Annotated in this window: 21 protein-coding genes; 4 read left to right on the top strand and 17 right to left on the bottom strand. The window is 69.8% G+C overall.

What is annotated here, in order from left to right; all coding sequences use genetic code 11:
• Together rpe and BR31_RS0103195 are read right to left on the bottom strand one after the other, a co-directional pair.
• Positions 1-684 carry a ribulose-phosphate 3-epimerase gene (gene rpe, locus BR31_RS0103200; RefSeq protein ID WP_027499688.1) on the bottom strand — a complete coding sequence of 228 codons (684 nt, stop codon included), beginning with the start codon at positions 682-684 and terminating at the stop codon, positions 1-3.
• An 11-nt stretch (positions 685-695) separates the two neighbouring features.
• A complete protein-coding gene (locus tag BR31_RS0103195) occupies positions 696-1,052 on the bottom strand; it encodes an MmcQ/YjbR family DNA-binding protein (protein WP_027499687.1) in 357 nt (118 codons plus the stop codon).
• 63 nt (positions 1,053-1,115) lie between these two features.
• Between BR31_RS0103195 and BR31_RS27300 the strand changes: the two genes are divergently transcribed.
• Positions 1,116-1,766: a YrhK family protein gene (locus BR31_RS27300; RefSeq protein ID WP_037175263.1), complete on the top strand. Its 651-nt coding sequence runs from the start codon at positions 1,116-1,118 to the stop codon at positions 1,764-1,766.
• 15 nt (positions 1,767-1,781) lie between these two features.
• Here the strand turns inward: BR31_RS27300 and BR31_RS0103180 are convergent, their stop codons facing one another.
• Positions 1,782-2,267 carry an ArsI/CadI family heavy metal resistance metalloenzyme gene (locus BR31_RS0103180; protein WP_027499685.1) on the bottom strand — a complete coding sequence of 162 codons (486 nt, stop codon included), beginning with the start codon at positions 2,265-2,267 and terminating at the stop codon, positions 1,782-1,784.
• Positions 2,268-2,361: 94 nt separating this feature from the next.
• Here BR31_RS0103180 and BR31_RS0103175 point away from each other — a divergent pair, with 94 nt between their 5' ends.
• Positions 2,362-2,718, top strand: coding sequence for an Rv2640c family ArsR-like transcriptional regulator (locus BR31_RS0103175; RefSeq protein ID WP_027499684.1), 357 nt, complete (start codon positions 2,362-2,364; stop codon positions 2,716-2,718).
• A 9-nt stretch (positions 2,719-2,727) separates the two neighbouring features.
• On the opposite strand, the gene BR31_RS0103170 is transcribed toward BR31_RS0103175, so the two are convergent.
• Genes BR31_RS0103170 through def form a run of 3 tightly spaced genes read right to left on the bottom strand, consistent with a single transcriptional unit; the run spans position 2,728 to position 5,658 of the window.
• Positions 2,728-4,194 (bottom strand): RsmB/NOP family class I SAM-dependent RNA methyltransferase, encoded by a 1,467-nt coding sequence (locus tag BR31_RS0103170; protein ID WP_027499683.1) that lies wholly within the window; start codon positions 4,192-4,194, stop codon positions 2,728-2,730.
• Positions 4,191-5,114 (bottom strand): methionyl-tRNA formyltransferase, encoded by a 924-nt coding sequence (fmt, locus tag BR31_RS0103165; RefSeq protein ID WP_027499682.1) that lies wholly within the window; start codon positions 5,112-5,114, stop codon positions 4,191-4,193. Before fmt ends, BR31_RS0103170 begins: the two co-directional genes overlap by 4 nt.
• A 1-nt stretch (position 5,115) precedes the next feature.
• Entirely contained in the window at positions 5,116-5,658 is a 543-nt protein-coding gene (def, locus tag BR31_RS0103160; RefSeq protein ID WP_027499681.1) for a peptide deformylase, read from the bottom strand.
• A 223-nt stretch (positions 5,659-5,881) separates the two neighbouring features.
• Here def and BR31_RS0103155 point away from each other — a divergent pair, with 223 nt between their 5' ends.
• Together BR31_RS0103155 and BR31_RS0103150 are read left to right on the top strand one after the other, a co-directional pair.
• On the top strand, positions 5,882-6,088 hold the full coding sequence (locus BR31_RS0103155; protein ID WP_027499680.1) for a hypothetical protein: 207 nt from the start codon (positions 5,882-5,884) through the stop codon (positions 6,086-6,088).
• A 99-nt stretch (positions 6,089-6,187) separates the two neighbouring features.
• The gene (locus tag BR31_RS0103150) at positions 6,188-7,378 is read left to right on the top strand and encodes a dipeptidase (protein ID WP_027499679.1); all 1,191 of its coding nucleotides are present in this window, start codon (positions 6,188-6,190) and stop codon (positions 7,376-7,378) included.
• 24 nt (positions 7,379-7,402) lie between these two features.
• Here BR31_RS0103150 and BR31_RS0103145 read toward each other — a convergent pair whose 3' ends face one another.
• The 11 genes from BR31_RS0103145 to mihF all read right to left on the bottom strand — a co-directional run bounded on the left by BR31_RS0103145 (position 7,403) and on the right by mihF (position 17,155).
• Positions 7,403-8,443, bottom strand: coding sequence for an esterase/lipase family protein (locus tag BR31_RS0103145; RefSeq protein WP_442970178.1), 1,041 nt, complete (start codon positions 8,441-8,443; stop codon positions 7,403-7,405).
• Between the two features lie 86 nt (positions 8,444-8,529).
• Positions 8,530-9,198 carry a PadR family transcriptional regulator gene (locus BR31_RS27295; RefSeq protein ID WP_051636906.1) on the bottom strand — a complete coding sequence of 223 codons (669 nt, stop codon included), beginning with the start codon at positions 9,196-9,198 and terminating at the stop codon, positions 8,530-8,532.
• Positions 9,199-9,298: 100 nt separating this feature from the next.
• Positions 9,299-10,096, bottom strand: coding sequence for a class I SAM-dependent methyltransferase (locus BR31_RS0103135; RefSeq protein ID WP_027499677.1), 798 nt, complete (start codon positions 10,094-10,096; stop codon positions 9,299-9,301).
• Positions 10,097-10,142: 46 nt separating this feature from the next.
• Positions 10,143-10,373, bottom strand: a complete 231-nt coding sequence (locus tag BR31_RS31800; RefSeq protein ID WP_197023528.1) for a DUF2188 domain-containing protein — start codon at positions 10,371-10,373, stop codon at positions 10,143-10,145.
• A 118-nt stretch (positions 10,374-10,491) separates the two neighbouring features.
• A complete protein-coding gene (locus tag BR31_RS0103125) occupies positions 10,492-10,890 on the bottom strand; it encodes a VOC family protein (RefSeq protein ID WP_027499675.1) in 399 nt (132 codons plus the stop codon).
• Between the two features lie 100 nt (positions 10,891-10,990).
• Positions 10,991-13,012, bottom strand: a complete 2,022-nt coding sequence (locus BR31_RS0103120) for a primosomal protein N' (RefSeq protein WP_197023526.1) — start codon at positions 13,010-13,012, stop codon at positions 10,991-10,993.
• Between the two features lie 71 nt (positions 13,013-13,083).
• On the bottom strand, positions 13,084-14,298 hold the full coding sequence (metK, locus tag BR31_RS0103115; protein WP_027499673.1) for a methionine adenosyltransferase: 1,215 nt from the start codon (positions 14,296-14,298) through the stop codon (positions 13,084-13,086).
• A gap of 152 nt (positions 14,299-14,450) precedes the next feature.
• Positions 14,451-15,746, bottom strand: a complete 1,296-nt coding sequence (gene coaBC, locus BR31_RS27290) for a bifunctional phosphopantothenoylcysteine decarboxylase/phosphopantothenate--cysteine ligase CoaBC (protein ID WP_051636905.1) — start codon at positions 15,744-15,746, stop codon at positions 14,451-14,453.
• Between the two features lie 10 nt (positions 15,747-15,756).
• On the bottom strand, positions 15,757-16,059 hold the full coding sequence (rpoZ, locus tag BR31_RS0103105; protein ID WP_027499672.1) for a DNA-directed RNA polymerase subunit omega: 303 nt from the start codon (positions 16,057-16,059) through the stop codon (positions 15,757-15,759).
• 129 nt (positions 16,060-16,188) lie between these two features.
• Complete coding sequence (gmk, locus tag BR31_RS0103100) at positions 16,189-16,740, bottom strand: guanylate kinase (RefSeq protein ID WP_051636939.1); 552 nt, start codon at positions 16,738-16,740, stop codon at positions 16,189-16,191.
• A gap of 91 nt (positions 16,741-16,831) precedes the next feature.
• Positions 16,832-17,155, bottom strand: a complete 324-nt coding sequence (gene mihF, locus BR31_RS0103095) for an integration host factor, actinobacterial type (RefSeq protein ID WP_027499670.1) — start codon at positions 17,153-17,155, stop codon at positions 16,832-16,834.
• Between the last annotated feature and the right edge of the window lie 110 nt (positions 17,156-17,265).

Raw genomic sequence — 17,265 nt, 5'->3', positions numbered from 1 at the left:
TTACTGGGCCAGGGTGAGGTGGGGCGAGGCCGACGCGGCCTGCGCGCGCAACGCGCGAACGGCCTCCGCCGGATCCGAGGCCCCGTAAACGGCGGAGCCGGCGACGAAGCAGTCGACGCCGGCCTCCGCGGCCGCCTCGACAGTGTCGGTGTTGATCCCGCCGTCGATCTCGACCAACAGGGTCAGCTCACCGGAGTCGACCAGCTTGCGCACCGCGCGCGCCTTGCTCAGCACCTCGGCCATGAACGACTGTCCGCCGAAGCCGGGCTCGACGCTCATCACGAGGAGGGTGTCGAACTCCTTGAGGATCTCGAGGTAGGGCTCGATCGGGGTGCCGGGCTTGACGCTGAGGCCCGCCTTCGCGCCCGCCGCCCTGATGTCGCGTGCGACGGCGATCGGATCGTCGGTGGCCTCGGCGTGGAAGGTGACGTTGTGCGCGCCCGCCTCCGCGTACGGCGGCGCCCAGCGGCCGGGGTTGTCGATCATCAGGTGGCAGTCGAGCGGGATGTCGGTCGCCTTGAGCAGGCTCTGCACGACCGGGAGCCCGAGCGTCAGGTTCGGCACGAAGTGCGCATCCATGACGTCGACGTGCAGCCAGTCGGAGCCGGCCACGGCGGCCGCCTCGTCGGCGAGTCGGGCGAAGTCTGCGGAAAGAATGGACGGAGCGATCATCGGGTGAGCCACAAGAGGCCAGCTTAGTTGGTGCGCGGAGCCGCCCCGTCGACGCGCTTGCGCAACCTCGCAGGGGACCGGATCCGCCAGGCCTCGCCCACGAGTTCGATCAGCTGCTGCCGATCCACCCGCTCCAGGTCGACCAGGATCGCCCCGTAGCCGTCGTAGTGCGGGGTCGTGTAGAACGCCGGGTCGCCCGAGGCCAGCAGCGCCTCCTTCTCCTCGAGGGCGCACAGCAGCATCAGCCCGCCCTCGGCCTCACTGCGCAGGCGCGCGAACCCCTTTCCCCCGACCTTGAGCGCGGGCGTGTTGTACGAGGTGGACACCTCGACCTCCGGCAGGCGCTGCGCGATGTCGACGACTTCTTCCCAGGTGTGCATGGGGTCAGCATGCGCCCGCCCGAACCCGGGTGGCTTGGACGAAAGGGAAGTTACGCTCTAACCGTGACGCGCGACCGCATCATCCGCCTCCGTCGCGAGGCGTGGGGATTCGCCATCGGATCTGTTTTCTTCGCCGTCGGTGCCGTGCCGCAGTACGCCGAGGCGGTCGGCCCCGTGACCACCAACCTCACCTTCGTCGTCGGCGCCGTCTTCTTCACCCTCGCCGCCCTGATCCAGCTCGCCCTCAGCGGTAGACAACCGCCCCGCCGGTCCACGAACCCGGCGGACAGGGCGGACTGGTGGGCCGCAGCCGTCCAGTTCGCCGGCACGCTCTGCTTCAACGTGAGCACGACGGAGGCCCTCGTCACGGTCATGGACACCGACTCACATCTGTCGGACGGCTGGCGTCCCGACGCTTTCGGCTCGGTCTGCTTCCTGGTCGCCAGCGGACTGGCGGTCGTGGCCACGCGCGATCGCCACACCCTGTGGGACAAGCACGCTCGCACGTGGCACGGCACCTGGCTCAACATGGTCGGCTCGGTCTTCTTCGCCCTTTCGGCGGTCGGCGCCTACACGCTCCCCGCGAGCGGTGACCTCCTCAGCCTGTTCTGGGCGAACCTGGGCACCTTCCTCGGCGCCCTGTGCTTCCTCGCCGCGGCGCTGCTGAGCCGGCGCTCCATCCACACTGGCGGAGCGCCGGCCGCGGTGGCCTGAACCGGCCGGGTCGATTCAGCAGCAGGAGCTCTGAGCGGGCGCGGCTTCCTCCGCCGGCGACGAGGCGCAACACACGCCCTCCGCGGGCGCGGCGCTCGCGGCCATCTCGAGCGAGGACGGTCCGGTGCCGAAGGTCTCGCTGTCAGCGAGCACCGTGTACACCTCCCACTTCTCGCCCGCCGGACCGGTGACCCACACCTTGTCCTGGGTCGCGAAGCAACAGGTGGTGCCGATCTCCTCGTCGGTGAACAGGCCCTCGCCGGTGAGCCGGGCGATCTCCTCGTGCACGATCTCGCTCGATTCCACCTCCACGCCAAGGTGATTGATGCTTCCGCCCTTGCCGGGGTTCTGCAGCAGCACCAGCTTCAGCGGCGGCTCGGCGATGGCGAAGTTCGCGTAGCCCTCCCGCAGCTTGGCCGGTTCGGTGTTGAACAGTTTCGAGTAGAACGCGACCGATTCGGTCAGGTCGTCGACGTTGAGTGCGAGCTGTACGCGGGACATGAGAACCTCCAGTGGTAAGACATATATCAAATTACTCGCCTACAACTGTGGGCACCTTTTTGACATATGTCAAGAGACTGGCATGATGGATGTCATGCCAAAGGCCCTGCCGATGCTGGACGTGTCCGCACCCATCTGCTGCGCCCCGGTCGCCGCGGGCCCGATGACGGACGAGGCCGCGCTGCACGTCGCACTGCGACTGAAGGCACTCGCCGACCCCACCCGGATCAAACTGATGTCGATGCTGCTCACCAACCCCGACGGCGAGGCCTGCACCTGCGACCTCGCCGCGGCGATCGAGCTGACCGAGTCCACCGCCAGCCACCACCTCGCCCAGCTGAAGAAGGCGGGCATGGTCGAATCGACGAGGCGCGGCATGAACGTCTACTACCGCGCCCGCGCCGACTCACTCGAGGCGTTGCGCCTCGTGCTCGACCCGAACTGCTGCTGACCGGTCCGGTTACTCCGGCTTGCGCAGCGCCGCCATGAACATCGCGTCGGTGCCGTGCCGGTGCGGCCACAGCTGCACGCCGGGACCCTCACCCAGCTCGGGCACGCCCGGCACCAGTTCCCTGGTGTCCAGCGCGACGACACCGTGCCTGCGGACCGCGTCGGACACCACTGCCACGGTCTCCGACAGGTGCGGGGAGCATGTCGAGTACAGGACCACGCCACCGGGCCGGACCAGCGCGATCGCCGACGCGAGGAGCTCGCGTTGCAGCTTGACCAGCGCCGCCACATCGGTTGGCTGACGGCGCCAGCGTGCCTCCGGCCGACGCCGCAGCGCGCCGAGGCCGGTGCACGGCGCGTCCACCAGCACCCGGTCGAATCCGGGCGTCAGCCCCGGGTCGCGGCCGTCCGCGACGTGCACGTCGACGGGCAGTCCCCTTGTCGTCTTGCGGACCAGATCGGCCCGGTGCTCGGCGGGTTCGACGGCATCGAGGCGGGCACCCTCGATGTCGGCGAGGGCACCGAGCAGGGCCGCCTTGCCGCCCGGTCCCGCGCACAGGTCGAGCCAACGTCCGCCGTCGGCGCCGACGAGCGGCGCCAGTGCCAGCGCGCGCGCCACGAGCTGACTGCCCTCGTCCTGAACACCCGCGAGGCCCTCGCGGACCGCGTCGAGCTGGCCGGGATCGCCGCCGTCGAGGTGCACCGCGTACGGCGAGTAGGGACCGATCTCGCCCCCGGTCACCAGCGCGAGCTCCTCCGCGGAAATCTCACCCGGTCGCGCCACCAGGTGCACCGACGGCCGCGCGTCGTCCGCGGCGAGCACCCGCTCCAGCTCACCGGCGTCGGGGCCGAGCGCATCGGCGAACGCCTGCGCGATCCAGACGGGATGCGCATGCTCGAAGGCCAGGTGCCCCACCGGATCGGAGGCCGCATCGGGCGCGAGCTCGGACACCCACTGCTCCTCGCTCTTCTCTGCCACCCGGCGCAGCACCGCGTTGACGAATCCGGCCTTGCCGCCGCCGAATTCGCTGCGGACCAGATCCACCGAGGTGGCCACCGCCGCGTGCGGGGCGACCCGGGTGCGCAACAGCTGGTAGGTGCCCAACCGCAGCACGTCGAGGAGAGGCCCGTCGATCTCGTCGATCGGCCGGCCCGCTCCCTTCGAGATGACGGCGTCCAGCAGGCCCTGCGCCCGGCACGCCCCGTAGGCGAGCTCGGTTGCCAGCGCCGCGTCCCGGCCGTCCATCTTCCGATCTCGAAGCAGACCGGGCAGCACCAGGTTTGCGTAGGCGTCGCGCTCGCGCACGGCGCGCAGCACGTCGCGGGCCGCGACCCGGGGCCGATCCACCCCGCTCGCGGACGGGTCGGGCCTGCCGGCCTGGCGCGGCCGGGTGTTCGGGCCGCCCTTCGCGCCCGGCTTGTCGCCGCCGCGCGACTGATCGCGCTTTCCTCGTGCGGGCCTACGGGATTCGGTCACAGTGCACGCACCTCGGGGTCGAGGCGCGCTCCCCGCGCCCAATCGGCGGCCGCCATGGCCTTCTTACCTTGTGGCTGAACCTGACTCAGCCGAACCGCGGTCGTCGCGGTTCCGATATAGCAGCCGTCCTTACGGACCAGGAACTGTCCCGGCTCCAGGGTCTCGTCGGTGACCTGCACCGGGCCGACCTTGAGCCGGAGCTCACCCACCTGCGTCCACGCACCGGGCGCGGGGGTGACCGACCGGACCAGTCGATCGACCGCGGTGGCCGGCTGATCCCAGCGGATCCGGGCCGATTCCACGGTCACCTTCGGCGCGTGCGACACGCCCTCGGTCGGCTGCGGCACTGGCGTCGTGGCGCCGTCCTCGATGCCGTCGAGCACGGACTCCAGCAGCACCGCGCCGCCGTCCGCGAGCCGGCCGAGCAGCTCGCCAGCAGTGTCGTCGCCGCGGATGCGCTCGGTCATCACCCCGAACACCGGTCCGGTGTCGAGGCCCTCTTCCAGCAGGAAGGCGCTCGCGCCTGTCATGTCGTCGCCCGCGGCGATCGCCGCCTGCACCGGTGCCGCGCCACGCCACGCGGGCAGCAGGGAGAAGTGCAGGTTCACCCATCCGTGCCGCGGGACGTCGAGCACCGGTCGCGGCAGCAACGCGCCGTAGGCGACCACCGGGCAGCAGTCCGGCTCCAGGGCGCGCAACCGCTCGAGGAACTCCGGGTCGGACGCTCGCGCCGGGGTGAGCACCTCGATGCCGTGCTCGTCGGCGAGCTGACCGATTGGCGACCTGGTGACCTTCCTGCCCCGACCGGCGACGGCGTCCGGCCTGGTCACGACCGCGACCACCTCGTGCCGGGTCGACTTCAGCAGCCGCGCCAGCGAGGGCACGGCCGGCTCGGGGGTACCGGCGAAAACGATCCGCATGTCAGCGCACCGCCGTCCGGCCGAACGGACCGGCCTGCGCCGGCTCCTGCGTGCCGAACCATTCTGACCGACGGATCGTGCGCATGGCTTCCTTCCTGGCCTCCGGGTCGAGCCGGTCCAGGAAGAGCACCCCGTCGAGATGATCGGTCTCGTGCTGGAAGCACCTGGCCAGGATCCCGGTGCCCTCGATCGTGATGGGCTCGCCGTACTTCGTGAACCCGGTGGCGACGGCGTTCATCGCCCTGGTGCACTCGGCCCGCACGCCGGGAATCGACAGGCAACCCTCGACACCGGTCTGGACCTCGTCACCGATCACTCGAACGGTCGGGTTGATCAGGTGTCCCGCGGCGCCCCCGCAGTTGTAGGCGAACACCCGCAGGCTCACGCCGATCTGCGGTGCGGCGATCCCGGCCCCGCCCTCGTCGTCCATCGTGTCCTCGAGGTCCGCGACGAGCCTGTGCAGTTCCCGGTCGAAGTCGACCACCTCGTCCGCGCGGGTTCGCAGGACGGGATCGCCGAACAGGCGAACGGGTTGAATACTCACGAATCTGCTCCCACGGTTCTCGTCATGTCGGGTCCGACGTCACGAACAGTCTAGGGAAGCCCGAGGGTCCTCCCGAACAACCGCGTACTCCACAACCACGCGAAACACTCCGGCCGCGGTGATGTACACCGCACCCGAAGGAGTATTGACTGAGCACTGGCGCAATCCGGGTACCGAACTCCGGTGCGCCGACAGTGAAGTTCCAACTCAGATGGAGGTCACAGTGGCGGGAATCGCGAACAAGTTCGACAAGGAATGGGAAACCAAGTCCATCGAGGATTTGGCCAAGGCGCCGGTAGCCGCCCTCCAGGGGGTCAGCGACTCCGATGCCGAACATCTCAAGGCGGCATTCAACATCACCACCGTGGCCGATCTCGGCACCAACAAGTTCTTCCTGTGGGCACAGTCGGTCGCCAAGCTGGCCGAATAGCACCGAGGATGCCGCCGCCCCGAGCTCGGGGCGGCGGTATCCGTTCCAGATCGCCCAACACTCGATCAAAACTGGTTCGCACGCCTTAGGATTCGCGGCATGTCGTCCCCGAAGCGCAAGTGGCCCCGTCGTGTCCTGATCGGTTCCCTGGTCCTGATCGTCGTGGCGCTCGTCGGATTCTTCACGATCGCGCCCGGTGCCATCGAGCGAAGCATGAACAAGGTCGTGCCAGGGGATCTGCCGGAGGTGACCGCGCAGACGCAGGACCTCCACGACAGCCTGCAGATCGCCGACATGCACTCGGACACCCTGATGTGGGATCGCGATCTCCTCGAGCGGTCCGGCCGCGGCCACATGGACCTGCCTCGCCTGCAGGACGGCAACGTGGCGTTGCAGGTGTTCTCGTCCGTCTCGAAGTCGCCGAAGGGCCAGAACTACGACGCCAACTCGGACGAGACCGACAACATCGAACTCCTCACGATCGCCCAGCTGCAGCCGCCACGAACCTGGGGCTCTCTTCTGCAGCGCTCGCTCTATCACGCGGAGAAGCTGGAGAACGCGGCCGCGGACTCGGACGGCCGACTCCGGTTCGTGAAGACGCGGGAGGACCTCGCGACGTTGCTCGCGGACCGCACCGCGGGACAGGACGTGACCGGTGCCCTGTTCTCGGTCGAGGGCCTGCAGAACCTCGAGGGCAAGGCCGAGAACCTCGACGCGCTCTACCACGCAGGCATGCGGATGGCGGGGTTCACCCACTTCTTCGACAACGAGACGTCCGGCTCGATGCACGGCGAGGCCAAGGGCGGCCTGACCGATCTCGGCCGGACGGTGTTCGCGGAGATGGAGCGGCGCGGCATCATCGTCGACATCGCCCACGCCAGCCACCCGGCCATCAAGGAGATGCTCGAACGGGCGACGCGGCCCGTCGTAGCGAGCCACGGCGGAGTGCAGGCCACCTGCGACGTCAACCGCAACCTCACCGACGACGAGATCCGCGGGGTTGCGGCGACCGGAGGCGTGGTCGGAATCGGCTACTGGGACGCGGCCGTGTGCGAGTTGACCCCGGCAGCGGTGGTCGACGCGATCGAGCACGTGATCGAGGTCGGCGGCCTGGCGACAGCGGCGCTCGGCAGCGACTACGACGGAGCGACCACAGTCGCATGGGACACCAGTGAGATCGCCGTGATCACCCAGGAACTGCGCGACCGCGGCCGCAGCGACGACGACATCAGGGCGATCATGGGCGGCAACACGCTGCGCGTGATGGCCGAGGTGCTGCCCGCCGGCTGAGGACCCGCGGGACGACTGACCGGGTCAGCTTCCGTCGCTGCTGCCGCCGAAGTTGCTCTCGTACATCATCTGCGGGATCCCGGTGCCGAGCGCGACCGGGGCGCAGATCGGTTCCGGGGCGCCGGGATCGAGCGCCCGGAGCACGAGGCCGATGGTGAACGGGTCGTAGACCATGTTCATGTGCCCGGTCCGGTCTTGCGGGCACAGCGCCTGGATGCTGACGTTCGTCGCACCCTGGCCGCGCAGGGCGACGTTCGACGCCGGCTGGATCATCTCGTCGTACTGGGTACCGATCGTGGTGTAGCTCACGCCGGGGACGGTGTCGGCGGGCTCGTTCAGCGCGTCCAGGAAGGGTGATCCCTGGATCTGTTGGCCGACTGCCTGTCCGAGCATCGCCTCGATGGCCTCGGCCCCGCCGGGGATTCCGTCGAGGACCGGCGCCAGACCGTAGAAGACCCCGCCGTAGGACGGCGACGCCACCCCGACCCACCTGTCGACCACCGCGGCCCCGCCGAGCCGGTTGACGAAGTACCTCGTCACCGTCGCACCCTGCGAGAAACCGACCAGGTCGACCTTCTCGGCGCCGGTTGCCGCGCGCACCCTCTGCACGAAGTCGGCGGTCTGTTGCCCGCTGACCCGCATGTCCTCGGTCCCGAACGAGTCCCCGCCGGGCTTCCCCCCGTAGTTCAGGGCGAACACGCAGTAGCCGGCCGACTTGAGCGCAGGAGCGATCGCGGACCAGTCCGAGTAGGCATTGGCGTCGGTGCCGTGCGCGAGGACCACCGGACGCGGATGGGCGGCGGAGGGCTTACAGGAGAAGTCGTTCGATCCGGGCGGTGCGCTGCCGGGGTGCCTGCGGGCGAAGGCGGCCGCGTCGGCGTGGGTCGCCTGCGCAGGACCGGGATTCTCGGGAGTCTCGGAGATCGACCCCGCCCCCTGGGTGGTGCTGGATTGGGCGTGCGCAGACGCCAGCGGCAGGACGGTGGCGGCACACGTCAGCGAGACGATCGCGACGATCCTGCGAGCCGCCCCCACCCCAGACGGCCTCGAATCGATCCGGTTCACGACGCACATCATGCACGCGGTGGCTACGGTCGCGGGACCACATGAAGGTCACGATTTCAGTACGGTCCGGTTGATTCGGTTGCCGATCACGCCTGAGGCTCGGGCTCGGCGCCTTCAGCAGCCGCGGGGTTCGCCGTCGGGTTCGGATCGTCGGCGAGAATCCGGTACAGCGCGCGGCGGGACTCGGTGAGCACCTCGCCCGCCTTGCGGATCTGGTCCGGCGTCCCGACCGCGGCGACCTGACCAGCCGCACCCATCAGCTGCCCGATCAGTCCGCGCAGGTCCTGCGCCTCCTGGCCGACGCCCGCACTGACCTCGTCCCACGGGTTCCCCAGGTCGGCCTTGTTCTCCTCCACGTACGTGACGCCCGACTCGGTCAGGCGCGCGGTTTTGCGGCCGGCCACCTTCTCGATCAACACCAGACCCTCGTCCTCGAGCTGCGCGAGCGCGGGGTAGATCGAGCCAGGACTGGGGCGCCAGACGCCGTTGCTGCGCTCGACGATTCGCTGGATCAGTTCGTAGCCATGCATCGGCCCCTCGGCGAGGAGCAGCAGCACCGCGGCACGCACGTCGCCGCGCCGCCCGCGGCCACCGCGCCCGCGCCCGCGGCCGAGCCGCTGGCCGCCGGGACCGTGACCGGGCCCGAAGCCCATTCCCGGACCGAACCCGGGGCCGAACCCGTCGCGACGACGATCGCGCCCCTCACGTCCCGGCCTGCGCCTGCCGCGCCCGTGCTCTCGTTGGATGTCTTCCATGTCAGCCTCCTCGGACTGTTCGTATCAATTACGTGTTCGACGATATATCGACAAACAGTCGATAGCAAGGTGTCGACTGTCACCTTCGAATCGGGCGTGGTCACGCCCGGCAACCGCGAACCGTCCAGGCCCGCGCGCGGAGGGCGACGGCACCGGCGGCGGTCCGCGGGATCACGGCGCGAAGCGTCTCCCGTAGGGCCGCCCGATGGTCCTCGGTCAGGCCCGTGCAGTACCCGGGGGCGGGCCCCTGACCACCGAGGAACGGGCGCCAGAAGTCCTCGAAGTCCGCGAACACGGTGTCCACGGAGACCTGCCCGACCCGGACCTCGGTCAATCCCGCCGAAGCGAACAGCTCGCGCAGGGGCTCGGGGCGACACAGCGGAAACCGGCGCCCCTCGTCGAGCGGAGCGGCCGCCGGGTCCAGCTCGATGGCGGCGTCCCAGAACAGTCGGATCATGTCCATGCCGCCCGCGTAGTCCCACACGTAGGCGGCGATCAGCCCGGCTGGCCGGGCGACCCGGGCCATCTCGGCCAGCGCCGCTCCCGGATCGGGCGCGAAGTTGAGCACCAGCGCCGAGACCACCCGGTCGAACTCGCGGTCGGCTGCGGGGATCGCCGCCGCGCTGCCGACCTCGAACTCCACCCGCTCATCCGCCGCCCGTACGCGTGCGGCGGCCAGGTACCCGACCGAGGGGTCGACCCCGAGGACCCGAGCCGGCCGTTCGCCGGCCAGTATCGCCTGCGTGAGCGAGCCCGTCCCGCACCCGACGTCGCACCAGGCCGCCGCGGGCAGTGGCGGCAGACCGCGAAGGAACTCGACGGCGACCAGGCGGCTCCACCGCCCCATGTAACGCTGATAGTCCTCGCCGCTCGCCCACTCGTCGGGCCGAGCCGCCATGGCCTACCCTCCTCCCGTCGCGTGCCGAGGGGGTGAAACACCTTCGCTAGCAGGTGAATTCGCGGTAGGCGAAGCCGTCTCGCCCGTGTAGCACCACTCTCGCCGGGTGGTGCGCGTGCGCCAGTTCACGCGCCGCGGCGATCGCCTCCCGCTCGGTACCGAAGTAGCTGTGCTCGCGCGAACCGTACTGGTGCACCTCCCAGCTGTGCGCCGGGTCGCCCTCGTGGGGCAAGACGTCGTAGGTCCTCCGCATTGTCGATGGCGTTGCCCGCTTCATGCCGAGCCTCCTCAGACGTGTGGTGAACCACGAATCCACTTCCAGTGAACGCCCTGCCCGCGCCGGACACAACCGCCGGTCCGTGGCCTCCGGCGATGGCGGAGCGAACCGCAGATGCCTACGCCGGCGGCGCGAAGAACTCGAGGGCGATGTTGTCCGGATCCCGGAAGGAGAGACCGGATCCATAGTGCGCTGACTTGATCCCGCCATGCTCTATCCCCAGGGCGTCGAGCCGATCCCGCCATCCGGGCAGCTCATCGGAGGAACACCGGAACGCAATATGGTCGAGACCGACTTGCCGTTCATCGAATGTCGTGGGGGCACCACCACCGGTGTGGGTGTGTAGCCCGAAGAGCGTTCCGTCGTCGAGTGCGAACACGATGTGGTGGAAGGTTCCCGACGCCTCGTCCTCGTCGAGCACTGGCGCCGCCCCGAACAATGCGCTGTACCAAGCGGTGCTGGCGGATAGGTCGGATACCGTGATGGCGATGTGGGCAAGGCCCGGGAAACTGGACATTTGTGCTGCTCGCTTCCTCGAAGAACTCGTTTCTTGGTTGATCCGGCACAGGTGATCAACCTATCGAGCAATGTCCTCCGACGGAGTGCATCGGGATGCCTCAGCCGATACGGACGGGGTCGATCTGCACCCGGACCGACCCCGACTCGCGCCTGGCGCCGCGCACGGCCTGCGCCTCGGACAACGCCCTCGCGAGGGCGCCCCCGCTCCCCCGCGGCACCCGCAGCAGCATCCGCTCCACCTCGGCCGGCTCCGGACCGTCACCCGCGAACGGCAGCCGTTCGCCCGGCGGCAACGGCACCGGACCGAGCTGCTCCACCACGTCGGGCAGCTGCGCGTTCGCCAGCAATGCCTCGATGGCCTCGCGCGAACCGTCCACCGCGGCGATGTGCACGGTCGGTGGGAACCGGACCTCTGCCCGTTCGTCGAGCTGAGCCTGGGCCGCGCCAACCGGATCCCAGCGAACCAGCGACTGGACCGTCGGCAGGCTCGAGTCCGCGACCACCACGACCCGGCCGCCCTCGCCCGCGGGACGCGCCAGCGAGCCGGCCGTCATCCAGCGTCGCAGCGTCTCCTCCTCGGCCCTCAGGTCCGCCCGCCCCAGCAACGCCCAGCCGTCGAGCAGGAGTACCGCGCCGTAGCCGCCCGGCATCACGGGCTCGGCACCGACCGTCGACACCACCAGTGCCGCACCGGGTTTCACGGCCGCCAACACCTCGCTGCCGCCCGAAGTGCGGACGGGCACCCCGGGAAAGGCCCGTCCCAGTTCCTCCGCGGTGCGGCCCGCCCCGACGACCACCGCCCGCAGCGACCGCGACCCGCACGCATTGCACCGATGGGTGGCGTCGGCGACACCGCACCACCGGCACGTCGGGGTGCCCGCACCGTCCGGCCCCACCGCCGACGCCAGCGACATCGGACCGTTGCACCGACGGCACCGGGCGGGCGCGCGACACTTGCCACAGGCCAGGGACGGGACGTAGCCGCGCCGCGGTACCTGCACCAGGACACCCGCCCCCGCCGCGAGCGCCTCCCTGGCCGCGGCGAAGGCGATCGCGGGCAGTCGCGCCGCCCTGGCCCCCGGATCCCGCGCCAGCGCGTGATCGCTGTCGGCGAGGGCGGTGACCTGCGGTGCCCTGGCCCGCACCTCGGCGCGGTCGGCCACCAGATCGTGCGCCCAGCCGGAGTTCACCAGCGCCTGCGCCTCGGCGGTCCTGGCATGGCCACCGAGTACAAGCGCGCAGCCGCTCGCGTGGGCCCGCAGGAGCGCCACCTCGCGGGCGTGCGGGTACGGCGAGCGCGGCTCGGAATGGCTGTCGTCGCCGTCGTCCCACACCGCCATCAGGCCGAGGTCCGACACCGGCGCGAACACCGAGCTGCGGGTGCCGACCACGATCCGGGCGGTGCCCCGCAGCGCCGCGAGCCAGCGGCGGTACCGCATCGCCGGACCGAGCCCCGCCGCCAGCGGAACCACCAGATCGTCGCCGACCAGGTCGACACATGCCGCCGCGACCCGATCGAGGTCCTTCTGGTCGGGCACCACCAGCACCGCGGTCTGACCGCGCGCCACCACCACGGCCGCCAGATCGGCCAGCCTGGCGGGCCAGTCCTCCCCCGGCAGCGCCTGCCAGACCGCCCGCGGACCTCGGCCTGCCCGCACCGCGGACACGAACGCCTCCCCGTGCACGTAGCTCGACCAGGCCTCGCAGCCGGGCGACTCGGGAGCGGGAGCCCGCTCGCCCGCCTGCTCGGCCTCGACACGCGCGTGCCGGGGTGGAATCGCCAGCCGCAGCACGTCCGCCCTCGTGCCCGCGTACCGCTGGGCGACCGCATCCACCAGCGCGGCGATCTCATCGGTCAGCACCCGCTCGGCGCCGACCACCTTGTCCAGCCAGCCCAGCTTGCCGGGATGTTCGCTGGTCGCGACGCGCGCGACGAGGAACCCGTCCACCAGCCGGCCCGCGAACCGAACGCGCACCCGCACCCCCGGCTGGGCCAGCTCGTCGAGGTCGCGCGGTACCCGGTAGTCGAACTCGCGGTCCAGGTGAGCGAGCGGCAGCATCGGGATCACCCTGGCGATCGGCAGATCCGCCGCCGGTTCCCGTTCCGCGCTCACCGACATGGACCGACCACCCCGTACAGACGGCACGAGCCGCCCACCGGAATCGGTGAGCGGCTCGACGCTGCAGGCACTTAGAGCCCGGCGGCCGCGCGCAGCTTCTCGGCCCGGTCCGTGCGCTCCCAGGGGAGGTCGATGTCGGTGCGACCGAAGTGCCCGTACGCCGCGGTCGGCGCGTAGATCGGGCGCAGCAGGTCGAGATCGCGGATGATCGCGCCGGGGCGCAGGTCGAAGACCTCGGTGATCGCCTTCTGGATCAGCGCCGGATCGGTCCGCTCGGTGCCGAAGGTCTCCACGAACAGGCCGACGGGAGCCGCCTTGCCGATCGCGTACGCGACCTGCACCTCGATGCGCTCGGCCAGCCCGGCCGCGATGGCGTTCTTGGCGACCCACCGCATCGCGTATGCGGCGGAGCGGTCGACCTTCGACGGGTCCTTGCCCGAGAACGCGCCGCCGCCGTGGCGGGCCATGCCGCCGTAGGTGTCGACGATGATCTTGCGGCCGGTCAGGCCCGCGTCACCCATCGGGCCGCCGAGCACGAACTTGCCGGTGGGGTTCACCAGCAGCCGCACGTCCGTCGCGTCCAGGGTGGGGATGCCGATCTCGGAGAGGACGACATCGAGCACCTTCTCCCTGATGTCAGGGGTGAGCAGGTTGTCGAGGTCGATGTCCGCCGCGTGCTGGGTGGAGATGACCACGGTGTCCAGCCGGACCGCCTTGTCCCCGTCGTACTCGATGGTGACCTGGGTCTTGCCGTCCGGGCGCAGGTAGGGCAGCACACCCGTCTTGCGCACCACCGTGAGCCTGCGCGAGAGCCGGTGCGCGAGCGCGATCGGCAGCGGCATCAGCTCGGGCGTGTCGGTGCAGGCGTACCCGAACATCAGGCCCTGGTCGCCCGCGCCCTGGCGGTCGATCTCGTCGTCGGTGATGCCGTCGACGCGCGCCTCGTGCGAGTGGTCGACGCCCTGCGCGATCTCAGGGGACTGCGCGCCGATCGCGATGTTCACGCCACAGGAGTTGCCGTCGAAGCCCTTGGCCGAGGAGTCGTAGCCGATCTCGAGGACCTTGTCGCGGACGATCTTGGGGATGTCCGCGTAGGCGGAGGTGGTGACCTCACCCGCCACGTGCACCTGGCCGGTGGTCACCAGCGTCTCGACCGCGACCCGGCTGCGCGGGTCCTGTTCGAGCAATGCGTCGAGAATGGAGTCGCTGATCGCATCACAGATCTTGTCCGGGTGTCCCTCGGTCACAGACTCACTGGTGAATAGCCGACTGCCGGACTTGCTCACAGATCTCCCTCTCGCCACAGCGTTGGTATTGCCCCACAGACCCTAGTGCGGGGTACGACGGATATGAACCATTGAATTCAGCAGAAAAACGAAATCAGCGGAAATGTATTCCCTCCGCGCCGAGGACGACGACAAAGGGTCCGACTTCCAGACTACGAGGCCGGACCGTTCTGCGCGTGCGCGGCCCCGCCACGCTCCAGCAACGACACCAGGGCGTCGAGCACCCGGCTGGCCATCAGGGCCTTGGAGCCGTACTCCAACGCGACCTCGGAGCCGTCGGCGCCGAGCAGCCAGCCGTCGTTGTGGTCGACCTCGAACGCCTTGCCCTCCCCGACCGCGTTGACCACGAGCAGGTCGCAGCCCTTCCTGGCGAGCTTCGAGCGCGCGTGCGTGAGCACGTCGCCGTGCGCGTCCCCGGTCTCGGCCGCGAATCCGACGATCACGGAGGTGTTCGGCAGGTCGCCGTCGCGTCGCGACCGGACGAGCCCGGCCAGGATGTCCTCGTTGCGGGTCAGCGGGATCGTGTCGGGCTCGTCTGCGCCCTTCTTGATCTTGCTGTCGGCGATGGTGGACGGCCGGAAGTCCGCGACGGCCGCGGCCATCACGACCGCCTCCGCGGCGACCGCCGCCTTGTCCACGGCCTCCTTCAACTCGCCCGCGGTGCGGACCCGGATCACCTCGAGCGCGGCCGGATCGGCCAGGTCCGCGGTGTATCCGGCGATCAGGGTCACCTCGGCGCCGCGCTGCGCGGCGAGCCGGGCGATGGCGTAGCCCTGCTTGCCCGAGCTGCGGTTGCCGAGGAACCGGACCGGGTCGAGGGGTTCACGGGTGCCGCCGGCGGACACCAGGATCTTGCGACCGACGAGGTCGCGGCGGAGGGCGTCGGGCCGTTCGAGCAGCAGGGTCGCCAGCCCGACGATCTCGTCCGGGTCGGGCAGCCTGCCCGCGCCGGTGTCCTTGCCGGTGAGCCGTCCCGAGGCGGGCTCGATCACGCAGACTCCGCGTTCGCGCAGCGTCGCCACGTTCGCGACCGTCGCGGGGTGCTCCCACATCTCGGTGTGCATCGCGGGCGCGAACACCACCGGGCACCGCGCCGTGAGCAGGGTCGCGGTGAGCAGATCGTCGGCGCGCCCGTGCGCGGCCCTGGCCATCAGATCGGCCGTCGCAGGCGCGATCACCACCAGGTCGGCCTCCTGGCCGAGCCGCACGTGCGGCACCTGCGGGACATCGGCGAAGACCCCCGTCTGCACCGGGTTGCCGGACAGCGCCTCGAACGTCGCGCGTCCGACGAACTCCAGCGCCGAGTCCGTGGGGATCACCCGCACGTGGTGGCCGCTCTCGGTGAAGCTGCGGATGATCGAACAGGCCTTGTATGCGGCAATTCCGCCGCCGACCCCGACGACGATGCGGCGGGGTCGGTCAGCGGAATCCGATAGGAGCTCGCTCACGGGCTCTGTATCACTCGCCCTCGGTGTGCTCGAGCAGATCGGAGTGGATCTCGCGCAGCGCGATGGAGAGCGGCTTCTCCTGGAGGCCCGGCTCGACCAGCGGGCCGACGTACTCGAGGATGCCGTCACCGAGCTGGTTGTAGTAGTCGTTGATCTGGCGGGCACGCTTGGCCGAGTAGATCACCAGCGCGTACTTCGAGGAGGTGCGGGCGAGCAGCTCGTCGATCGGCGGGTTGGTGATGCCCAACGGGGTGTCGTACGCCGGGACGCCGTGGCGCTCGGCGTCGGACAAGGCTGCTTGAGTTGCGCTCACTGGCGAATCTCCTGTGGTGGTCGGCGCTTGTTTCAACTGCAACTACTTCTGAGAACTGCAGGTTCGAGCAAAGGTGCTGCTAGTCGTGATCGGTGCTGTTTTCTAGACAGAATCCTGAACGAACGCCGACTATCGCGGCGTTCCAACCAACAAGGATACCAACTCGTCGCACGCACGGTCGACATCCTCGTTGACGATGACCGTGTCGAACTCGTCCTTGGCCGCCAATTCGACCTTCGCGGTCTCCAGCCGGCGGGCGACGACGTCCGCCGACTCGGTGCCACGACCGGTCAGCCGGGACACCAGTTCCTCCCAGCTCGGCGGCGCGAGGAAGGCCAGAATCGCCTCCGGCATCGCCGCCCGGACGGCACGGGCGCCTGCCAGGTCGACCTCCACGAGCACGGGATGTCCCGCCTCGAGGGCCGCGATCACCGGCGCGGCCGGGGTGCCCGACCGCTGCAGCCCACCGTGGATCTCCGCCCATTCGAGCATTTCGCCCGCGGCGATCATCCGCTCGAACTCGGCAGCGGTGACGAACGTGTAGTCCTTGCCGTCGACCTCGCCGGGCCGCGGGTCTCTCGTCGTGGCAGACACGCTGAAGACCAGGTCGGGAAGTCGCTCGTGCAGCTTGCGAACCACACTCGACTTACCCACGGCTGAGGGGCCGGCCAGTACAACCAGCCGGCCCCTCTGCGCTGTGCTTTCCCCGCTGTTCGAAGCCGGGGTGGTCTTGCTGTTGTCTGACACGTTGTCTGTGTCAGCCACCAGATTCCTACTCAGCGTCGAAATCGAACCTGGTGAGCAGAGCCTTGCGCTGCCGATCGCCGAGGCCACGGAGGCGACGGGTCGGAGCGATCTCCAGCTCGGTCATGATTTCCTGCGCCTTGACCTTGCCCACCTTGGGCAGGGCCTCGAGCAGTGCGGACACCTTCATCTTGCCGAGGATCTCGTTCTCTTCGGCATCCTTGAGGACCTGCTTCAGGTCGGTGCCGCCGCGCTTGAGGCGCTCCTTGAGCTCAGCCCTGGCCTTACGGGCTGCAGCCGCCTTCTCCAAAGCAGCGGCGCGCTGCTCATCAGTCAACTGGGGAAGGGCCACGGTTCCTCCGTCTCGTCGTGTGCAAATAGTCTTCTGCCACCGGTTAACCAGCAGCGATAGCGACCGTACTCACGCCGGGCGCCGATTGCGAACCCACCCCCCAGGTCAGC

The sequence above is a fragment of the Rhodococcus sp. UNC363MFTsu5.1 genome (genome assembly GCF_000686785.1).
Lineage (GTDB): Bacteria > Actinomycetota > Actinomycetes > Mycobacteriales > Mycobacteriaceae > Rhodococcus_G > Rhodococcus_G maanshanensis.
This window is presented reverse-complemented; position numbering and strand designations above follow the sequence as displayed.

Coding starts and splice junctions, on each gene's coding strand:
- BR31_RS0103195 (WP_027499687.1), bottom strand. CDS start 1,052: ATGCACACCTGGGAAGAAGTCGTCGACATCGCGCAGCGCCTGCCGGAG.
- BR31_RS0103180 (WP_027499685.1), bottom strand. CDS start 2,267: ATGTCCCGCGTACAGCTCGCACTCAACGTCGACGACCTGACCGAATCG.
- BR31_RS0103175 (WP_027499684.1), top strand. CDS start 2,362: ATGCCAAAGGCCCTGCCGATGCTGGACGTGTCCGCACCCATCTGCTGC.
- fmt (WP_027499682.1), bottom strand. CDS start 5,114: ATGCGGATCGTTTTCGCCGGTACCCCCGAGCCGGCCGTGCCCTCGCTG.
- BR31_RS0103150 (WP_027499679.1), top strand. CDS start 6,188: ATGTCGTCCCCGAAGCGCAAGTGGCCCCGTCGTGTCCTGATCGGTTCC.
- BR31_RS27295 (WP_051636906.1), bottom strand. CDS start 9,198: ATGGAAGACATCCAACGAGAGCACGGGCGCGGCAGGCGCAGGCCGGGA.
- BR31_RS0103135 (WP_027499677.1), bottom strand. CDS start 10,096: ATGGCGGCTCGGCCCGACGAGTGGGCGAGCGGCGAGGACTATCAGCGT.
- BR31_RS31800 (WP_197023528.1), bottom strand. CDS start 10,373: ATGAAGCGGGCAACGCCATCGACAATGCGGAGGACCTACGACGTCTTG.
- BR31_RS0103125 (WP_027499675.1), bottom strand. CDS start 10,890: ATGTCCAGTTTCCCGGGCCTTGCCCACATCGCCATCACGGTATCCGAC.
- BR31_RS0103120 (WP_197023526.1), bottom strand. CDS start 13,012: ATGTCGGTGAGCGCGGAACGGGAACCGGCGGCGGATCTGCCGATCGCC.